Consider the following 21,152-nt stretch of genomic DNA (forward strand, 5'->3'; position numbering starts at 1 on the left):
GTGGTGAGTCAGGAATCGAAAAAACACTATTCTCTGAATTTATATTGGCGGTACTAAAACCGGTATTGCCTTGGGTATGACTTTAAAACTGGCAGGAGTATAAGTTGTGATTTCCCCATCAGTATTAATTGGGCGGGGTTTGCGAGTATAAATTTCAAATTTTTGTCCTTGCAGCGCCCGTACACTCCGCCAGTGAATATGTCTACCTTGGCGCATTGCTGGCAATAAGGGTATGATTTGCCACCAGTGTTCTATTTCTAAACTGTAGAGATCCAATCTTTGATCATCAATAGTGGCATCGTGAACTACTGCCATACCACCACCATAATAACGACCGTTACCGATCGCAATCTGCACAGTTTTAACACGAAAGGATTGATCCTTGATTTTAATTTCGGCGCTAAAGGGGCGAGACTCCCAAATTACTTGTAATGCAGTGGCAATATAAGCTAATACTCCCCAACGACGTTTTCTTTCTTTGGTGAGTTTTTGGGTAATTTTGACACTCAATCCCATACTGGCAACATTAAAAAAATGTTTCCCGTTTACCCAACCTAAATCAATGCGGCGCAATTCTCCATAGGCAATAATTTCGCAAGCTTCTGCTAAGGAATTGGGAATTGCTAATGTTCTGGCTAAATCGTTGGCAGTACCTAAAGGTAAAATTCCTAAAGGTAATTGTGTTTCTACTAAAGCTTCCACTGCGGCGTTTAAAGTTCCATCACCACCACCCACAATTACTAAATCAACTTCATGTTGATAACGGCGAATAATTTCTGAAAGATGTTTGGGGCTTTCGGTAGATTCTTCTATTAATTTAAAGCCAAGTTTATTTAGATAATGAGTTGCTTCTCGTAATCTTTGCTCTCCTTGGCGGGCATGACGATTAACTAACAGTAACGCACGGGAATTTACTGGTATTGACCTTTGTCTTGTTTGTTGCCAATTATCAGCTTCCATACAATTTAATTAATTTGGTTAAGATAAAGATATGTAAGTATATTTTTTACTTGATTGGTTTATTTCTATGTTTGTAACTTTTGATTTATTGCATAAGCTTACTTAATTATATATTAAACAGATTTAAAAAAAATGTAGTCAAATTACTCTTTATTAAAGCATTTTAGGTTTAAGAGTCATCAGCAATCATTAAGAAATAATTTATAAAGTAAATCTTAAGTAGGGTGTATTATGGCTTCAGCCTAACGCCTCTACATAATTTTGGATTGTACACTTATACCTCATTTCGCTGAAATATATGTAACATCACGAATAATTATTACTAAGTATTAAGAAAAAATAAGTTTTGCAAGAATAAAAATTGTTTTTAGTATTAATCAAAATTAAACCCCAATAATTTTGGTGAAATTCAATATCTAAATGATCAAACATTATATTTTTTATTAATTAGTAAACTCGGTGTAATATTATGCCCAAAAAATCATTATTGAGTTAGATTTATACTGAAATATATGGCTTGTCATATAGAAACATCTATCTTAAGAAGGAACTCATACCCAGTTTTTTAGACAGAATTAATCCTAAAACCAGCCAGATGTTAAAAAAACATAAAAGTTACAGGGAAATCCTCTATTGGGGGATTGTATTAACTAGGAGGAAAATATTTACTATTGGATGATTTCACACCCAAAAAATTACTAATATTCAAGTAATGAAAACATCTGCGTGGTTATTAATACTTAGTTTGTCACTAACAGCTTGTAATGCACCACCAAATACAACAGTGTCTCCTAACCCTGGTGGCACTGGTGCGACTGCAAAACCTGTGCAGAATCAAACTAAAAGTAAACTAACTGTTGTGACCACAGTTGCACCGATCACGAATATTGTGAGTAATATTGCAGGCGATCGCACTCAAGTCAAAGGCATTATTCCTGAAGGTGCTGACTCTCATACATTTGAACCGCGCCCTAGTGATGCTGATTTGTTATCCAAAGCTAATTTGATTATCGTCAACGGACTGCGTTTAGAAGTACCCACGGAAAAACTCGCAAAAACTTCTAAACCCAAAGAAACAAATATTTATGAACTGGGGAACAACACTATTACGGAAGCCCAATGGATTTATGATTTTAGCTTTCCCAAAGAAAAAGGAGACCCCAATCCCCATTTATGGGTAAACCCCAAATATGCAGAAGCTTATGCTAAATTAGCCGCGCAACAATTAACAAAGTTAGACCCCGAAGGGAAAGAATACTACGAGAAAAATTTGACGAACTACTTGCAACGTCTGGACGAATTAGACAAAGTTACCCGTGAAGTGGTGGCGAGTATTCCTGCTAAAAATCGCAAACTGTTAACATACCACGACTCTTGGGCTTACTGGGCTAGAGAATATGGCTTTGAAGTTATCGGCGCAATTCAACCATCTGATTTTAAAGAACCTTCCGCCCAAGATGTTGCCAAACTCATCGACCAAATTCGCAAATCTGGAGTACCTGCAATTTTTGGTTCAGAAGTCTACCCCAGCAAAGTTGAAGAACAAATTGCCAGAGAAGCCAAAGTCAAAATAGCCAATACCTCTGATGATGAATTACCAGGAACGGGATCAGCTAATGCCATAGAAAATACTAATCCCCAGCATACTTACATTGGCATGATGGCAAACAATCTGCGAATCATGGCCGCAAATCTGGGCGGAAATCCTCAATTAGTTGACAAGCTAAATACTACCAATGTCGTCGGCCCAGCTACCACGGCTAATAAATAACAAAGTGTGGAGTGAGGAGTAGACAAGGTAGAGAGGGTAGACAAGGTAGAGGGGGTAGACAAGGTAGAAAGATTGCTTCCTTGTCTCCCTTGTCTCCCTTGTCTCCCTCATCCCCCACTTCACACTTCATACTTCAATTACTTAATTTGCATGGAAACAATATTAGAAATTAAAAATCTTACCTGTGGTTTTCAAACTCAACCAGTGTTGACGAATGTCAATTTGTGCTTATATCCTGGGCAACTTTCTGGTTTAGTGGGGCCTTCTGGTAGTGGTAAAACTACTCTAATTAAAGCCATATTAGGGTTAGTTAAACCTTGGGCAGGAGAAATTTGGTTTCGTGGAAAACGTTTAAAACCGGGAACCGCGCCGCCAAAGGTGGGTTATGTCCCGCAAGTAGAAACAGTAGATTGGAATTTTCCGGTAACTGCACTGGAAGTAGTGATGATGGGGCGTTACCGCAAACAGCAATTTTTACCTTGGTCATCATACCGCGATCGCATCATAGCTAAAGCTTTATTAGAACGGGTAGGAATAGCGCACATTGCTAATCGTCCCATTGGTGAGTTATCTGGTGGACAACAGCAACGGGTATTTATTGCTAGGGCGTTAGTTGGTGAACCAGAAATTGTTCTGTTAGATGAACCAACCAGTAGTTCTGATTTACGAGTGCAGCATGAATTATTACATTTGTTGGCGGAACTAAATCAACAAGGGTTAACAATTCTACTTTCTACCCATGATTTAAATTCGGTAGCGACTCATTTACCTTGGGTAGTGTGTTTTAATCACAGCGTTATTGCCCAAGGTGAACCCAGTGATGTGTTTACACCTGCAATTTTAAAGCAGACCTTTGGTGCAGAAATGGTGGTATTTCATCAAAATGATCGCATTTTAATTGCTAACGCAGGTACTTCGTTACGCCATCAAATGCAAGACAATTTACCTGATATTCTCCGAAAAATTCCCTCAAGCCACAACGGACATAATTCTAAATCTTCAAGTAGTAGCAATTAGCAAAATTAACCCAAAAAAGCTTATTTTGTCAGCTTTTTGACAATTCATCATCCAATGATCGATAACTGTAAAATTAAACAAAAGCAATGGTATTAAAACCCAAAACAATGACAAGAATTTCATTAACAGAAGCGCAACTTCATTTACCCGAACTGATTGCTAGTTTGCAACCTGGTGAAGAAGTAGAAATTATTACAGGCGATCGCACTGTCGCCAGACTAATTGCCGAACTTCCGCCACTGCGTAAACCACGACAGCCCGGTAGTGCGATCGGAACTTTAACTATTTTGTCTGACGATGAAACCCACTTAGAAGACTTTCAAAATTAAGTAGGTCGGTGTTAAAAATTGTCGTTATGGCAAGGCAGGAGGTAGAGGGCAGAAGGCAGGAGGGGAGAGGTTTTCAAGCCAATTTACTTTTCGTTACATAGTTCGGTTTATTTGCACCGCTCTACTTATATGCCATGAAGTTGTTACTCGATACTCAGGCATTTCTTTGGTTTGTACTTAATGATCGCTCTCTTAGTCAAGTTGCTTGTAATTTGATTGTTGATCCTTTGAATGACATCTTACTAAGTCCTGTTTCCTATTGGGAAATTGCTATCAAAGTTAGTATTGGTAAATATCAAATTCCTGAAAGCTTTGCTACCTGGATTGAGCGTCAAATCTACGTCAACGAATTGGAAATATTACCTATTAAAGTTTCTCATACAGCCGCGATTGTTAATTTACCATTTCATCATAAAGATCCCTTTGATCGGCTTTTAGTTGCTCAAGCAATCACAGAAAAGATTCCGATCATTAGTGCAGATGCAGTTTTAGACAATTACGCAGTCACTAGTTATTGGTAAATACAATAACTACCAAACTTATTAAATACATGGAATTTCTACTTAAACCTTTTGCTTATGAATTTTTTAGCCGCGCTGTCATTGTAGGGATGATGGCGGGGTTATTGTGCGGTGTGATGGGTGTATATATCATTACGCGCCGGATGAGTTACATTGCTCATGGTCTTTCTCATGCTATTTTGGGCGGAGCAGTGTTGAGCTATGTTTTAGGGCTAAATTTTTATATTGGTTCGGGAATTTGGGGATTTGCTGCCGCCTTGCTTATCCAATATCTTACAGGGCGCAAAGTATATTCTGATGCTGCCATTGGAATTGTTACCACGGCGAGTTTTGCTTTGGGTGTCGCGGTAATTAGTACCTATCGCAAATTTAGCCAAAACTTTGAAGCGGCTTTATTTGGCAATGTCTTGGGCGTTTCTCCTACAGATTTGTGGTTTGTGACGGTAGTATCGATTGTGATTTTAGGCTTAGTGTTTGTGTTTTATCGCCCTTTGTTGTTTTGGTGTTTTGATAGAGAAGTAGCACAGGTGCATGGTGTACCAGTGGTGGTGATGGATACATTATTTGCTTTAATGCTGGCAACTTTGTTAGTCGCCACATTAAATATTTTGGGAGTGACATTAATTATCTCTGCGGTAGTGATTCCAGCTTCCATTGCGCGACTGTTGAGCGATCGCTTTGGTTATATTATGATTATTTCTGGCATTTTAGGCGCAGCGATCGCATTTGTAGGAATTTACCTCAGCTACTACTTAGATATTGCCTCTGGCGCTAGTGTAGTTTTGCTATCCACTTTAATTTTTGCTGGTGTCTTACTGTGGAAAAGCATTCAAAGTCGGCGAAAACGCTACTTACCACCTATTTCTACACAACATTATCAAGGGTAGTGTGGGAGTCTTGTTTGAGATATGAATGAGACAGACAAGGGAGACAAGGGAGAGTGGGGAGAATATGGGACTGATAACTCAGCACTCAGCACTCAGCACTCCTCACCAATCGGCAGGTAGATGCAAAACTCGCTACCTTGACCCAACTGGGACTGTACTTCCAGTCTGCCACCATGTTTTTCTACCACAATTTGACGAGCGATCGCTAATCCCAAACCCGTACCTTTACCCACAGCTTTAGTAGTAAATAAATGCTCAAAAATTTTCTCTTGTACTTCTTGTGTCATACCTTTGCCATTATCGCGGATACCGATATATACCTGGTTTGATCTAACTTCAGTATGGATAGTAATGATTTGGGGATTGGCTTCTAGTTCTTTGAAGGATTGAGTTTGCGCCATTTCGTCAAACATATCAATGGCATTAGCCAAGAGATTCATAAATACTTGGTTTAACTGTCCAGGGAAGCATTCGATTGTGGGTAAATCGTCAAACTCTTGGATAACTTGAATCTCTGGACGGTGTTCGTTGGCTTTGAGGCGATATTTCAAAATTAACAATGTGCTATCAAGTCCCTCATGGAGATTGGCAGAGATTTTGTATTCGGTATCAGCACGGGAGAAGGTACGCAGACTTGTACTGATATTTGTGATCCGATTCGTTGCACCTTTCATCGAATGGAGTAACTTGGGTAAGTCTTCCGCCAGAAATTCCAAGTCTATTTTGTCAGCATTGTTTTGAATTACCTTGTTTGGTTCGGGATACTCCTGTTGATAAAGAGCTAAATGTCCCAGTAAATCTTGTACGTAGTCTTGGCCATTGCTGATACTGCCATTCAGGAAACCGATGGGGTTGTTGATTTCATGGGCAACCCCAGCCACCAGATTTCCCAGAGATGCCATTTTTTCGCTTTGTAAAACTTGTAATTGAGTATTTTGCAATTCTACATCTGCTTGATGGCGTTCAATGGCAATGCGGGCAAGATAGGTGGCAACTTCCATCAGTTGGCGGTCATGTAGGGTAAATTCCCCAGCTACAGGCTGATACATAGCCAGAGTAGCCAACACCTGTCCTTCTGCACCTAAAATGGGTGTCGAAGCACAAGCCCGCAAACCAAAGTCTAAAGCGAATCGATAATTAACCCACAGGGGATCGGTAGCAATATCTGTCACTGTAACAGATGCTTTGCAATAGGCAGCAGTTCCACAAGAACCAACTTCTGGGCCAATTTTAGCCCCATCAACTATGGCATTGTAGCCTACTGGCAAACTGGGTGCTGCGCCATGACGTAATCGCCCTTCGGCATCAATCAGCAAAAAGGAGCAATAGGCTGGATGGTGGGTATGGCTTTCAATGTATCGAGCAGTTGCTTCTAAAATAGTGTTTAAGGAAACCCCTTGGGCAATTAAAGCCAAAATTTGCTGTTGTCCATTGGAAAGTGCCAAGACTGCTGCTAAATCCTGAGACTTTTGTTGAGCATCTTGGAGTGAGTGTTCCAACTGTTGATAAAGTCGGGCATTTTCCAGGGAAATTGCCGCTTGGGTGCAGAGGAAGTTGAGAATTAAAATCCGCTCATCAGTAAATACTCCACTGGTAAGTTGATTGTTGAGATATAAAATGCCAATTAAATGCCCTTGATGGAGCAAGGGCAAACATAGTAAGCTCTGGGGCTGGTGTTGTCTGAGATATTCCCCAATCACAGGTAAGCTGGTTTCCATGTTGTCAATCACCACAACTTCTTGGGTGTTTTTGACGTAATGAATCAACTTTATTGGTACATGAGGATGATTAGTGAGTGGTTCAGCACATAGTTGCGTTTCATGAGGAGTAGCGATCGCCCGTACTTGCAATTCTCCAGTCTCACTCAGCAACATCAAGGCACAGCGATCTGCGCCTGAGTTTTGCAGAATGATTTGGGTGAGTTGATGTAAAAGTTCATCAAATTGAATTGTGCTAGAAAGTCCTTGAGAGGCTTTGAGGATAGTGGCAAAATCAACGGACTGGTTAATGTTGGTACTACTGGAACTCTTGCGATCGCTGGTATGACTAGATACAGTTAACGGGGAAATCGTTGCTAGGGTACTCAAAATGCTCGTAGATGCTTGTGTCTGTTGCAAGATGGGGCGAAGCAGATTGGGATAGCTGGTTTCTAAGTTAGCAACTTTGGCTTTAGCTCCCCAATGGGTATAACAGTAGTAGGCTTCTTGCATATAACCTGCGGCGACTTTCTCTTTCTCCCAGTTGAGATAGAATTTGGCGGCGAGTTCGTTGGCTAAGGCTTCATCTTGGATGAATCCGTTGGCTTTTGCTCCTGCAATGGCGCGATCATATAAATCTGCGGCTAGGTAATTTTCACCCCACACCCGTTGCTTTTCTGCCTCGATTAAATCTACCTTATGTTGGTGATTCATGGGTGCTTGATGTGCAAATTGAGCCAGAGTCGTTTGATGGGTTTGAGCCATTGCCAAAATTTCATCTTGATCCTGTTCTGATTGAACCGGTAAGCGTGTCAAATGAGTCAGGGCTGCATAAAAATAAAAAATAGGCACGAAAAATGTGCCTGATAAAGCTGCTATGTAAGACTGTGCTTGAGCCTCATAATGAATTGCATCTTGATAATTACCAAAATAGTAAGCCAGTAATAACTTATATATATAGACTTCTGCGATCGCTGTTCCATCCCCATCTTGCTGGTGCTTAGGCAGCATCACTGTTTCATTGTAAGAATTTCCGGTTAAACAATGTGGTTGAGTCACTATTTCAATAAAATTTTCTGCTGTTTGTTTTCCTAAATCTATATAGGCTTGAGCCGCATATTGTTTCACCTGAGCTAAAGCCAGACTATAGTGAGCCATGTCTTGCACAAAACCACTCAATTCTTCACCACTAAAAAATCGGCAATTGCTGTGGATAGCTAAGGAAAAGCCAGCGTACATAAAATTACCAGTCTCCATCCCCACATCAAAAGCTGTTTTCAAGGTTGGGATTGAGTTCTGCAATGGCTCTTTATGGAGTTGAATAAAGCTGCCAAACAGAAACATCACGATGGGCTTAATCTCTGGGGTATTATATTTTTCGAGTAAATTTAAAGCAACTTTGCCAAAATCATAGCCTGTAGCTGCATCTGCTAAAAAGGCAGACATGACTAATCCGTGTATGGCATAGCCGATAGTTGATGATACTGTATTTCCCGATTGCAAAGATAGACTGACCATCTTGGAACTTAGCAAAGGTAATAAACTGGGCATACCCTGAATCATTGGTGGAAATAAGATGCCCATAATACGCATTGCTGCTTGGGTAACACTATCATTGGTAACTGGTAAATCGACCAATGTTTCTACTGGAATATTTGCTAACTGGGTGCTGAGGGTTTGTAGTGCTGTAGCAATCTTGGTGTCGTTGGCTTCTTCAGGTAGTTCAATTCCCAATAGGGATAAAGCTGTTCTGCCCACAGCGATCGCCTCTAAGACATGACTTTGTAAAGTGTTGGCAGCAATTTGAATTTCATAAATTTTCACGCGGTCTAGAACTGTTTGCGCTTGCTGTAACACCAATGCTGCTTGCTGTTCCATACCCTCAAAGTCGCCATTCAAATAACTGACTTCAGTAGATGTAATATACAGATTTAAAGTCAATTCATATTGATGTTGCCAACAGTTGCTTTCTAATAAAGTAATTCCTGTTTGTAAATAAGTCCTGGCTGCTGGATAGGCTGTAGAATTTCTGGCCTTAACTCCAGCTTGCAAATTGAGTTGAGCTAATTCTTGGCGATCGCTTGGTTGACTAATTAGGCATTGTCCTAAATTCAAATGCTCAACAATATCAAACAATTTTTCCTGTTTTACCGTTTCCGAGGAATTTTGTAGCAGTAATTGTCCGATATGCAGGTGAGTTGAGGTTTTCTGCTCATCGGAAATCAGAGAATAAGCTGCTTGTTGGACGCGATCGTGCAGAAACCGATAATGGAGGGTTTCCTGTGGGGTGTGCTGATTCACCTCATTTTCCCCCAAATAAAATTTGTAAATATCACTTTGAGGCAGAACTAAACCTTCCTGTAAGGCTTTCCACAATGTTGCTGCTACTTCTGTTTGGGATTGCTGCGAAACAATCGCCAGTGTATTTAAATCAAACTGTGCGCCAATACAAGCCGCAAGTTTTAAAATCTCTTGGGTTGTTTCCGGCAGTTTTTGTAATTGCTGCACCATCAATTCAACAACATCATCGGTTAAAGCTGCATCTCGCACTTGCACAATATTAAACTGCCAATATCCTGCATTCGAGTCAAAGGTAATTAACTGGTCTTGATGTAATGCCTTCAAAAACTGCGTCGCAAAGAAGGGATTACCCTGAGTTTTCTGCATGACCAGTTCTGTAAGTGGTTGCACTAAAGATGCAGGAGCATAAAGGGTATCGGCAATCAGATGATTGAGACTATTGAAACTCAGGGGTTGTAGGGTGATGGTGTGGATTTTTACCCCAGCTTTTTCTATACCATTGAGAGTCAATATCAATGGGTGGGCAGCAAACACCTCATTATCCCGATAAGCACCCAGCATTAATAGACAGCCCGTTTGCGACTCAGACATTAACACTTGAATCAAATTCAAGGAAGCCGAATCTGCCCATTGCAAATCATCCACAAACATCACTAACGGGTGTTCGGGCTGGGTGAAGACTTGAATGAATTTTTGGAACAATAAATTAAAGCGATTTTGGGCTGCTGTTCCAGATAATTCCGGTGCTGGGGGTTGTATACCAATAATCCTTTCCAGTTCGGGAATCAGTTCTACAATCACTTGGGCATTTTCTCCCAATGCTGCTAAAATCCGAGTCTTCCAGTGTTGCAATTGGACATCACTTTCACTGAGCAATTGCCCGACTAAATCCCGAAAGGCTTGCATAAAAGCACCCAAGGGAATGTTGCGATTGAACTGGTCAAACTTACCTTTAATAAAATAACCACGCTGGCGGACAATGGGTTTGTGGACTTCATTGATGACGGCAGTTTTCCCAATCCCCGAAAAACCCGCCACCAGCATTAATTCTGTAGTTCCGACTGCTACCCTCTCAAAGGCATCGAGTAAGATTTGGACTTCGGTTTCCCTGCCGTAGAGTTTTTCGGGGATGATGAAGCGATCGCTCAAATCTCTCTGTCCTAGTTTAAATTCCGCAATTGTGCCTGTTTCTTTGTACTGGCTCAAACAATGTTCCAGATCATATTTGAGTCCGATGGCACTCTGATAACGGTCTTCGGCATTTTTCGCCATTAGTTTAGCCACAATTGCAGCTACCATCTGCGGTACATCGGGATTGACTTGATTTACCGACATCGGTACTTGAGCAATGTGACAATGAATCAACTCCAATGGGTCTTTACTGATAAATGGTAATTGTCTAGTTAACAACTGATACAGTGTGATACCCAGAGCGTAAAAATCTGCTCGGTAATCAACCCCCCGATTCATCCGTCCTGTTTGTTCTGGCGCAAGATAAGCTAGAGTGCCTTCTAACACATTGGGATTTTGGATGGTTTGGGTTTCTTTGGGTAACAGGGAAGCAATACTGAAGTCGATGAGTTGTACTTGTTTGGAGTCTGGGTGGATGAGAATGTTGGCTGGTTTAATGTCTTTATGGATGACTCGATGTTGATGCAGGTGATGGAGAATCTCTGCTATTTGAATGGCAATAACCAGCGTCTCAGTCGGTGAGAGGGGCTGTTGTTGGAGGTACTGCTCTAAAGAAATACTGCCAAAGTCTTCCATAACCAAGGCATAACTGTTCCCCACAGATTCCAGACTCAAGGGTTGAACAATACCCGCGCTCGGCAGATTTTTGGTGACGGTATATTGATTGCGAAATTGTACAAGTTCACTAAAACTGGGATAATCTTGATGCAGTAACTTAATTACTACTGGGCGCTGTGTCTCTATTTGCACCGCACGATAAACAATTGTTTTTGTTCCTTGATAGATTTGCTCAAGGATCTGATAACCCGAAAGCTGCAAAATTGGTTGCGTGCGGGTGCTATTAGAATTCGCCATAGACTTCAGTGAAACACATATTTTTTACGACTGCCTATCTTTATGATTCCCAGAAATTTTGGCGATCGCATCACATAAAATTTACATTCAAGAAGGCAGAAGGCATTCCGACAAAGCCGCAGAAGTCAAAAGTATTCTTCATTTTTGCCTTTTGACTTACCTCAGCACTTTGCTACAGTTTAGCAACAATCGGTCGCCAATAATCAGTGACTTTTGCCACAACAGTCATAAAATCATCAGGCATGATTTGTGTCGGCACTTTCCGGCAGTAATAGCGCCAATTCCGTCGATTTTTCCCTGTATTCCACCATTGGGGTTGAGAGAGAATTGTCAGTACTTCTTGCAAGTCAGCATTATGACTACTAAAAGCTATTTTGATAGCTTCTGGCAACAATGTTTTATCTAACGGTACTACTGTCGCCAGCAACATCAGGTCATACAAATCTTTACCGCGCCAGCGTTTAGCACCTTGTTCAATTAAACCGTGTAGTTTCCAACCCGCCATTAATTCTGGTCTAGCGGCTAGAAGTTTTACTGGTTCTGCTGTCACTAAGGTAGGATATTCAATCCATTGGGCGGGGGGAACGAGGGGATCGTTAAAGCCGACATCAATTTGCAGCTTTTGACGGTAATCTAGTACGGAAGCATGAAGTTGCAGGCGCACACCAGGAAATGGATCTTCCAACCAAATACCATAAGATTCTAGGGATTCTAGATGAAAAACCACACCATCACTAAATCCTTCAGTCGCCAGCAATTCCCGAAAGCGTTTGGTTGTGGCTTCAATATCAAAGGGATATAACCCCAGAAAATCGACATCAACTGCAATACGATGTCCTGGGGGAACCCACAACCGTGTTAACATTCCGCCACGCAGCACTAAATCTGCGGTGTGAGTGGAGTTAGCAACACGACGCAAAAGACTTTCCAGGAGGTGATAATTCAGGACTTCTGCAAGTGGGCGATCGCTTGTTTGCGAAATGTCCTGTAAAATTTGCTCAAGCATGATTATTTACACCTCCCAACCAGCCAGCATCAAGCCCGATGTTGCTATCAAACACAGTATATTCTTGCTGTGGTTGCACTAAAGAAATACTCTTTGACCGTAGTGATTGCAGGAGTTTCTGAAAGCGGTCTTGTGCCGCGTTCCGTCCCATACCATACAACCGTAAGGTAATAAATCGCTGATGTTGGCTATGAGTTTTTTGTTTGAAAGCATTGCTAGATAAATGTGCGCCTTGGACTGCACAATGTTGGCGCAAAGCTTCTAAGTCGGTATTATCTGCCAGCAAGGCTTTGATGTGAAACTCAAAATAATTGCTTGCAGGATGCTGCAAAACTTCCTGATCTGTCACCGGGATGTCTTGGTTATATACCATTGCTTCAATTTTCACCCGCGTCACCAAAAAACCTGCCTGGGAAATTTTTTGGGCAAGGTGGTAAACTTCGGTGTAAACTTCCGGCAAAGTTCCTCGATGATGGGATGCTGTCATTGGTTGCGATCGCACCACTCCCACAGGTAACTCAATCAAAATACATTTAATCTTTAACTGCCGACAAATCTGTTGAAAGTGCTGTACTGTAGCTGGCGACTCTGCACAGATTGTAATATGAGCTTCAAATGTGCCTGCGTAATTATATTTAGCAATATGATTCAACACCGCCAGCTAATGAAAGGGTGGTTCTGTAATTTGCAATTTAGGTTGTATCATAGAAAACTTTTTCACCCGACTTTTTGTAGTATACATATTACAAACAAACCTTGTCAAGCAATAAAAGACGAAAATCCCCCTTGTCCTCCTTGTCCTCCTTGTCTTTCTTGTCTCCCTTGTCTCCCTTGTCTCCCTTGTCTCCCTTGTCTCCCTTGTCTCCCTTGTTCCCCTCACTCCTACCTTCTTTACAAAGTTATTGCTCTATCACAAATTGTCAAATTCTGTAGTCAATTTAACGACAGTTTAATAAAAAGTAGCATATACTCGGTGGTATAAGCCTCCGAGAAAGAAAAATAGCGGAGGATTTAAACCTAATCAGCAGGTAAATCCTATGCAAAAAGTATGGGAATCAACAGAATTAGAATATGCTTTTCTGTTCACCTTAAGAAAGGTAAATTCTATTAATCCAGAAGGTTTTCAGCCATTTTTTAATAATTTGCCAGTTGATCCTTATATCAAGGGCAATTATCGTTTAAGAAGATTATCCCGGTTTACCGTTTCCGGGAATGATTTAATTAAACTACCGCATGGCTACCTCTTCCAAAGCAAAACATATAACCCCTTATTGGGAGATATTAAAAGAGAATTTGCAGAATTAGAAGATAGCATTATTGAGCTTGATATCTTTAAAAAGATGGTGTTAGCATTTAGCGACTCTTGTAAACTGCACCCAGAAGCAGAAATCGGAGTTCATCAAATCAGAACCATCTGTTCCGCCGAAAATATGGGTAATCCTGCCCCTGAAGGTATTCATCAAGATGGTACAGATTTTATTGGGATATTCTCTGTGGCTAGAGAAAATATCCAAGGTGGAGAAACACATTTATATACAGCGAAAAAAGAAAAGCCAGTTTTTAGTAAAGTGCTGAATTCTGGTGAATTATTATTAGTTAATGACCACGAATTTTTCCATTTTACGACTCCCATTAAACCGCAAGTTGATGGGTTAGGTATTCGGGATGTGTTTGTGTTAACTTCGCCTAGTTTGCTAACTGAATAAATATAAGAATCTGATTTGATTTTTGAATAAACTTATACCAATTGAATGTAAAGTTGCACACACAGTACTTTTGAAGTAAGCGAGTTAAACCATGAGTAATAAGTAAATTTCTGACTCATTACTCATTACTCATTACTCATTACTTTTTTCCATCAGTCTTGAGAATGTTGGGTTCCGTTCCTCCACCCAACCCACACCAGTCTAAAAAAATTGGTAAGTAGTTAAACATAATTAATTACACAAAGTCATTGCGAATGGAGCGAAGCGAAATGAAGCAATCGCAAGGGCTGGGATTGCTTCGCTTCGCTCGCAATGACTGTAATTAATTTTGCGTGGTTACTTACTTACACCGTGAGACGAAAAATCAATGGTTTGGGGACGGGTTAAGGCTTATAGGGATGTACTAATTTAAAACCCTTACACCCCATACCCTTAGACCCTTACACCCATTCTTCACAAAAAGCGTAAGTCCTGATCTATTTCATGTCATAACCAAATAAGTTGGGGTCAACTTCGCCTAACTGCAAGTCTGCTAAACCATATTCTGCCCATCTTCGTTCTACCATTGCGGCGACATCAGGATCAGATTCTAGTGGTGCGCCCCATTCATGTTCGGTTTCGGGGGGAATTTTGGTAGTTGCATCAATTCCCATCCGTCCACCTAAACCAATTTTTTCACTGGCAAAGTCTAAGGTGTCAAAGGGTGTATTTGGCAAAATAAACACGTCGCGGGTGGGGTCAACTTTAGAACTGATAGCCCAAACGACTTGTCTGGGGTCACGGATATTAATATCTTTATCGACGACAATCACAAATTTGGTGTAGGTAAATTGTGGTAACGCACTCCAAAAGGCTAAGGCGGCGCGGCGTGCTTGTCCGGGATAGGCTTTATCAATGGAAATAATCGCGGCTTTGTAACTCAAAGCTTCCATTGGTAAGAAGAAATCCACAATTTCTGAGACTTGTTGGCGCAGAATTGGGGTATATATACGATTAAGTGCGATCGCCATCATCGCTTCTTCTTTGGGTGGACGACCGCTAAATGTGGTTAAATATATCGGGTCTTTGCGGTGCGTCATACATTGAAAGCGAATTAAGGGCGAGTCTTCCACGCCGCCGTAATAACCCATGTGGTCGCCAAAAGGCCCGTCTGGTAAAACTTCTCCTGGGGTAATTGTCCCTTCTAAGACAAATTCAGAATCAGCCGGAACTTCTAAATCGACTGTTTTACACTTTGCCAACTGTACACCAGAACCGCCATATAACCCCGCAAATAACCATTCTGATAAATCTACCGGGATGGGTGTAGCAGCTGCCATGATAATTAATGGATCTACACCAAGAGCGATCGCTACTTCTAATTTCTTCCCACGTTCTGCCGCTTTCCGCAAGTGTCTTGCCCCACCCCGCACTGATAACCAGTGAACAGTCATGGTGTTTTTCGATTGCAATTGCAAGCGATATACACCCACATTCGGCGTACCCGTCTCACAATCTTTGGTAATGACTAACCCCAAGGTGATAATCTTGCCAGCATCACCAGGATAAGGACGAATCAAAGGTATAGTATTTAAATCTAAATCATCCCCTTGAATTACCACTTGCTGACAAGCTGGAAAAAAGTCTCTCCCTGGTTTGGCTTTGAGAACATCAAACAGCACTTTCCCAAAATCTATCGCCTGGGAAATCTTCTTGGGTGGTTTTGGCTGCTGTAGCATACTCAGCTTTTTACCCAAGGTTTCTAATTCTTGGGGATGCTGCATATTCATTGACCAGCAGATTCTTTCCACTGTCCCCAACAAATTCACCGCTACGGGGAAAGAAGCGCCTTTGACGTTCTCAAACAACAACCCCGGCCCGCCTTTTTGCAGCATTTGGTTAGAAATCTCCGCAATTTCTAATTCTGGGTCAACCAAGGCAGAAATTCGCCGTAATTGTCCTCTTTCTTCTAAAAGTTTGATGAATCCCCGCAAATCTCTCGCCATTGTTTTAATAAAGCTAAATAGTTAAGAAGTATGAAGCGTCTGTTTAATATTATGAGCTATAGCAATCCTAAATGATTTATCAACATCTCTCTCCCTTGTCTGCCTTGTCTCCCTTGTCTTTGTTGTTCGCTCTATTATCTTGCCGAAGCCTGTTCCCTTTTTCAAAGCGTTAACTAATTGATTGACTTTTCTTAACCCTGTTGTACAAGCAATTTGGTTATTCTAACGAAGGATAGACATTATTGATTTTAAATAAGCTCTACCCTTCAAACATGGCGAGAATAAATTTTTTCCTCCTAGCAGGTTGTCTGTGATGTGCTTCCTGCTAGGTTTACCTATTTTTGGTCATTGGTCATTTGTCAACCCCCATTCCCAACTCCCAACTCCCAACTCCCTATTCTCTGGCTAGATTATGGACTAAACTATTCACTTATAATGTAGTTTTGTGAATCCAGGTAGCCGACTATTTTATGCTTACAAGACTTTCAGTAGCTGTTTACGGGATGGGTACAGCACCAACTATTGCTCCTGAACGGTCTAGTCAAACTATTCGCAAACAATATCCTAATTACAAGGTGATTGTGTTGAACGATGACTTCAATACTTTTCAACACGTCGCTGAGTGCTTGATGAAGTATATCCCGAATATGACTAGCGATCGCGCTTGGGATTTAACGAATCAGGTACATTATGAAGGACAAGCGATCGTTTGGGTAGGGCCGCAAGAACCAGCAGAATTGTATCACCAACAGCTGCGCCGAGCCGGTTTAACAATGGCTCCCCTAGAAGCGGCTTAAGATCATGGATAAATCTACCACAAACTCGCAGAAAGCTAATAAACGCAAAGATGGCAGACTCGTTTGGAATCACTCTACCCATCTTCCCGGTCTGATTCCCATTTTAGAAAATCTCTGCTTGCAAGAAGGCATTTACACCATTACCCCAGGCGTAATTGGGCGGGTAAAAGGTCATAGCCCCAAAATGCAATTACGTATATCTGTCCCAATTCGCGGGGGTTACAAAATTATCGCTAGACAAGGTAAGACAGTGCAAGAGGTGTTCATCCTGACTAGTTTAGTTCAGGATGAACTACAAACAGCGATCGCGATCGCCATGAAACATAAATCAACTTAACAGTTAGTTACTAGCTCGTTTTTGTCTAGTTGATTTCATTTCATACTTCACACTTCATACTTTCTCTGACTATTCTTCAACTCGATGCACGGCGAATTTATGTAGCGGCAAACTCAGAATACAAGAAAATGTTAAGAAATATGACAAAGCTGCGGTGATTTTCAAAGACATCACGACAGATTCCCAATCAGGTAAAATGACTTTTTCTAAGGCAAAAGCAACACAATATACCAGCCAGTAAGAAAAACTCATTCTAAACAAAATTTTTTCTGTTTCTTCTATGTCATCTTTTGGTTGCTTACCGTCCCAAAGCAATACTAAACCAAGAATACAAGCACCAAAGGAGACCGCAACTACAAAATCATGACACAAGAAATTCATCGACTGCATTGGCCTCGATCCCAATATTTTGCAATTGAGTTTCAGTCTAAAGGAATATTCCTTGCAGTTACAAAAAATATTTACAAACTGCAATAAGTCATAGAATTAATGTTACAAACTGCAAACAACATAGCTGTAATATCAAGTTATACCAATTCACAATTCACAACTCGCAATTAAGAAATCTAGCTCCAGTAAGACTTTCCTGATTTCTATCTGTCGCATTCTTTTCTTAAATTGGTATTATTTTTAGATTTATTTAACTTTTAACTAGTGTTCAAAATCATTCGTGATAAATAAGATCCCCGACTTCTCAAAGAAGTCGGGGATATGAAAGACACAATGATCACAAATCAAATTTTCTCCCTTTCACACTTCAGACTTTAAAAATTCATTGTAATTTGATTCACCACATACATACTTTGAATCCGCCACATACCATCGCGCCGAATTAAATCATAACGAACCCGCAAACTTTCGTTAGAAGACTTTTTCTTCAGACCATTTTCATAAAACTGTGTTGCTTCTTTAACAGTCGCTAAAACGGCGGCGCGATTTGGGTCTAGGTCATTTTTACTGACAAATTCTATTTTGATGCTGTGGTCGTATTTGCGATAGCGGTTATCTAATTTATCTTGCTGGGCAACTAACCGCCATTGAGACAAAGATGCGCCAGTTAAAATGTTATTTAAACTGTTAACATCATGGTTTGGCCCTAATGCTAAAGCCTTGGTAGAAAGCCATGTCCGAATTACTTCTTCGGCGGTTGCATCGGTGAGGGGGCCGTCAGGTGGCATTAATTCACTATTGGCATCAGGAATTTTGATGGGTGGTTGATTAAGTTTTATTGCTAAGGGGTTTTCTGGTAAACCTGGAGATGGGGCAAAGATATCTTTCAACCAGCCAAAGGTGGTGGAAATGATTAACCAAAAAACTAATATCCCAGCCAAGGAAGCAAATACTGTCCAGACTAATCTGGTTTTGCGGTCTACACTGCTGACAGGGCGGCGTTGGCGAGGTCGGCGATCGCGGTTATTATCTAACCTATGTTCTCGGTTAATAGGTTGATTGGTCGGCTTCCGTCGTCGGCGCTTTGGTGTCGGATGGGGCGCAGCACTTTTACCATTGAGATGATGACCTGTTGTGTTGTTTGTCCGGTCTGGGGAAGTAAAAGACGCAACGGGAATTTCCGGCGTTGGGGTGCGACTAGCCATAGCTGGTGCAGGTGGGGTATTGGTTCTCGGTAGCGGTACCTGAGAATATTCAGGTCGTTTATGGTTGGGAGTTTCTGGTAAATCCAAATCTGGCATTTTAGCTTGATTTGGACGAGAAACCCCAGGCGTATTTGGTTGACGGTGATTTGCTGGCGGTGCGTTAACAGGTTGACGATTAATGAAACCCCATTCGTTGGTAGTTTCGGCATCTGTAGGTAATGCTTCTAAATACGCTTGCACTTGGGGGTTAGCAAAGTAATCTTTGAGTGCGGCTGGCTGTCTGGATAAATCCCGAAAATGGGGAAACACTTCATTTTGTAACCACTGTTCGCCATACAAACACAAACCCGGTAATAAATCAGGCGAGTCCTGGGATTTTTCCCGAATAAAAGCTAAAGCTTCGTATTCCTGACTCATTTCCAAAACGCGGGTTGCTTCTTCGGTTTGTCCCAACAACAACGCACAAAGTGACTGTTCTAGATGCACATCTTGACGCTTACCCAAATGCAGTAGCATTTGCCTAGCCTGACGAATTAAAGCGGGTTGACGTTGGGCAAATCCTCTAGCAATCAAAGCATAAACGGCGAGGTAAGTAGCTACTGCCGATGGGCGCTTACTTTCGGCTTCAAATAACTTATGCTGTTCTGTAACTGTTAAATAGTGGCGGATTTGCTGAATAAATCGCAGAAAATCATCTATGCTTAAACCCGATTGATCGTTGTGAGTGCCATCAATGCCACCGCGATCTTCCAGGATACTTTGTAATAATTCTAAGCCTCGGCGACGTTCTACTGTTTTTTCTAAAGATAACTGTAGTAATTCTAAAATCCGATAGGGACGTAGTTTATAAAGGTCAGCTTGAATTTCTGCCTGGACGCTGGAAAATATGCCTTCACTCACCAGCATTTCTAACCCAGATTCTAAGGAAACTGCGGCATTTTCGTAATAACCTTGTTGCCACTGTTCCCGCCCTAATTCTAGGCAGGCCAAAGCCACAGTCAAAACAATATCTGGATGTTCGCTGCTTTCGAGAAAGTCTTCCTCGATGGGATGATTGCCAATTTTGGCCGAGGCGACACCATTATGGTTAGCAAGGTATGTTTTACCGAGTTTGAGGACTTGTTCGTATTCCCCCAACTCTTGCAAGATTAATAACGCCCCGACTAATTCCTGTTGGGGAACGTCAATACTCAGGCCTTGACTATCAAGATCATGACTAGTTTCTGTGCGGTTGCCTGCGGTGACTGTGGCAGTAGCTGTGCCATCAGGATCATAAGCATGGGACAGATAAAGCTGATCGTAACTGCTACGTTCTTTTGGATTTGATAAAACCACGTAAGCTGTTTCTATAATTTGTTTACGAGAAGAAATTGCTGCTTGAGAATACTCCCGTCGTGGCAGTTGTACAATGCGATCGCTATATGCTTGCCGCAATTGTTCTTCACTTGCCGCTAACGGTAGTCCTAAAATTCGGTAGTAATCTAGCGGAATTCGCACAGCCTACTTCCCCTGCACCGAGATCAACATAATCCACCTAGAGCATTCCAGGTATGTAAAACCGTGCCACAATATTACGGTGAATAACACCGCGCCGGACTTACACTATTAAGTGTATATTGCAACAATTAATTTTGTTCCCTCTAAAATTTTGAGACACATTTTAGTACTATTAATTTAACTTCGCCTAGATAAGAGGGAAACTTTGTTTTAATTCTTAGTATTTCCTTGTGTATAACTGCTATCAGCCATTAAACACTGCCAAATTTTACTGCGATCGCTCATCATAATCGACATACCTAAATAAATAAGTTTATCTGCTTGACATTATACTTACGTGTTTGCCCTGGCTCTGGAGTGATAGTAGCAATACTTGTAATGGTAGATGCGTGATAATTACAAGGAACAAAATGTTACCATACTTAGACCTTGAGTTACAACTAAGTAGATAGGAAAAGGCAGGAGGCAGTGGTTCGGCTTCGCGGTAATCGAGCGAAGTCGAGATTCACCAACCAGGCAGAAGGCAGGAGGGAAGAAGGTTTTAGTTTAGTTAACCTTTCTTAAGATAGTTTTGTTTTTTCCCAGCGACTTACTTATAGGACTCATATTTGATTTGGGAAAAAAATCAGTACACCCAGTTCAGCCTTCTTTCCTACTCCCTACTCCCCATTCCCTACTCCCTGCCTACACAAATAGATTC

At 41.2% G+C, this 21,152-nt stretch carries 15 protein-coding genes; 8 read left to right on the plus strand and 7 right to left on the minus strand.

What is annotated here, in order from left to right:
- Positions 1-39: 39 nt before the first annotated feature.
- A complete protein-coding gene (locus H6G28_RS17615; protein ID WP_190593617.1) occupies positions 40-960 on the minus strand; it encodes a lipid kinase in 921 nt (306 codons plus the stop codon).
- A gap of 712 nt (positions 961-1,672) precedes the next feature.
- Here H6G28_RS17615 and H6G28_RS17620 point away from each other — a divergent pair.
- From H6G28_RS17620 to H6G28_RS17640, 5 genes are all read left to right on the plus strand, one after another.
- Complete coding sequence (locus H6G28_RS17620) at positions 1,673-2,731, plus strand: metal ABC transporter substrate-binding protein (RefSeq protein WP_190593619.1); 1,059 nt, start codon at positions 1,673-1,675, stop codon at positions 2,729-2,731.
- A 150-nt stretch (positions 2,732-2,881) separates the two neighbouring features.
- Positions 2,882-3,748 carry a metal ABC transporter ATP-binding protein gene (locus tag H6G28_RS17625; protein ID WP_190672707.1) on the plus strand — a complete coding sequence of 289 codons (867 nt, stop codon included), beginning with the start codon at positions 2,882-2,884 and terminating at the stop codon, positions 3,746-3,748.
- Between the two features lie 107 nt (positions 3,749-3,855).
- Positions 3,856-4,077 (plus strand): type II toxin-antitoxin system Phd/YefM family antitoxin, encoded by a 222-nt coding sequence (locus tag H6G28_RS17630; protein WP_190672710.1) that lies wholly within the window; start codon positions 3,856-3,858, stop codon positions 4,075-4,077.
- 134 nt (positions 4,078-4,211) lie between these two features.
- Positions 4,212-4,598, plus strand: a complete 387-nt coding sequence (locus H6G28_RS17635) for a type II toxin-antitoxin system VapC family toxin (protein WP_190672713.1) — start codon at positions 4,212-4,214, stop codon at positions 4,596-4,598.
- Between the two features lie 29 nt (positions 4,599-4,627).
- The gene (locus tag H6G28_RS17640; RefSeq protein ID WP_190593627.1) at positions 4,628-5,485 is read left to right on the plus strand and encodes a metal ABC transporter permease; all 858 of its coding nucleotides are present in this window, start codon (positions 4,628-4,630) and stop codon (positions 5,483-5,485) included.
- A 92-nt stretch (positions 5,486-5,577) separates the two neighbouring features.
- On the opposite strand, the gene H6G28_RS17645 is transcribed toward H6G28_RS17640, so the two are convergent.
- The 3 genes from H6G28_RS17645 to H6G28_RS17655 all read right to left on the minus strand — a co-directional run bounded on the left by H6G28_RS17645 (position 5,578) and on the right by H6G28_RS17655 (position 13,190).
- A complete protein-coding gene (locus tag H6G28_RS17645; protein ID WP_190672717.1) occupies positions 5,578-11,529 on the minus strand; it encodes an AAA family ATPase in 5,952 nt (1,983 codons plus the stop codon).
- 172 nt (positions 11,530-11,701) lie between these two features.
- Complete coding sequence (locus tag H6G28_RS17650) at positions 11,702-12,535, minus strand: nucleotidyl transferase AbiEii/AbiGii toxin family protein (RefSeq protein WP_190672720.1); 834 nt, start codon at positions 12,533-12,535, stop codon at positions 11,702-11,704.
- Positions 12,528-13,190 (minus strand): hypothetical protein, encoded by a 663-nt coding sequence (locus H6G28_RS17655; protein WP_313949948.1) that lies wholly within the window; start codon positions 13,188-13,190, stop codon positions 12,528-12,530. Before H6G28_RS17655 ends, H6G28_RS17650 begins: the two co-directional genes overlap by 8 nt.
- Positions 13,191-13,572: 382 nt before the next feature.
- Here H6G28_RS17655 and H6G28_RS17660 point away from each other — a divergent pair, with 382 nt between their 5' ends.
- Positions 13,573-14,241, plus strand: a complete 669-nt coding sequence (locus tag H6G28_RS17660; protein ID WP_190672723.1) for a 2OG-Fe dioxygenase family protein — start codon at positions 13,573-13,575, stop codon at positions 14,239-14,241.
- Positions 14,242-14,717: 476 nt separating this feature from the next.
- On the opposite strand, the gene H6G28_RS17665 is transcribed toward H6G28_RS17660, so the two are convergent.
- Positions 14,718-16,226, minus strand: coding sequence for a UbiD family decarboxylase (locus tag H6G28_RS17665; protein WP_190672726.1), 1,509 nt, complete (start codon positions 16,224-16,226; stop codon positions 14,718-14,720).
- A 470-nt stretch (positions 16,227-16,696) separates the two neighbouring features.
- Between H6G28_RS17665 and clpS the strand changes: the two genes are divergently transcribed.
- A complete protein-coding gene (clpS, locus tag H6G28_RS17670) occupies positions 16,697-17,023 on the plus strand; it encodes an ATP-dependent Clp protease adapter ClpS (protein WP_190593558.1) in 327 nt (108 codons plus the stop codon).
- Between the two features lie 4 nt (positions 17,024-17,027).
- Complete coding sequence (locus H6G28_RS17675) at positions 17,028-17,360, plus strand: DUF2103 domain-containing protein (RefSeq protein ID WP_190593556.1); 333 nt, start codon at positions 17,028-17,030, stop codon at positions 17,358-17,360.
- A gap of 69 nt (positions 17,361-17,429) precedes the next feature.
- On the opposite strand, the gene H6G28_RS17680 is transcribed toward H6G28_RS17675, so the two are convergent.
- The gene (locus H6G28_RS17680) at positions 17,430-17,750 is read right to left on the minus strand and encodes a hypothetical protein (RefSeq protein ID WP_190593554.1); all 321 of its coding nucleotides are present in this window, start codon (positions 17,748-17,750) and stop codon (positions 17,430-17,432) included.
- Between the two features lie 374 nt (positions 17,751-18,124).
- A complete protein-coding gene (locus tag H6G28_RS17685; protein ID WP_190593552.1) occupies positions 18,125-20,452 on the minus strand; it encodes an IMS domain-containing protein in 2,328 nt (775 codons plus the stop codon).
- Positions 20,453-21,152: the final 700 nt, after the last annotated feature.

It is taken from the genome of Nostoc sp. FACHB-190, assembly GCF_014696905.1.
GTDB lineage: Bacteria > Cyanobacteriota > Cyanobacteriia > Cyanobacteriales > Nostocaceae > Nostoc_B.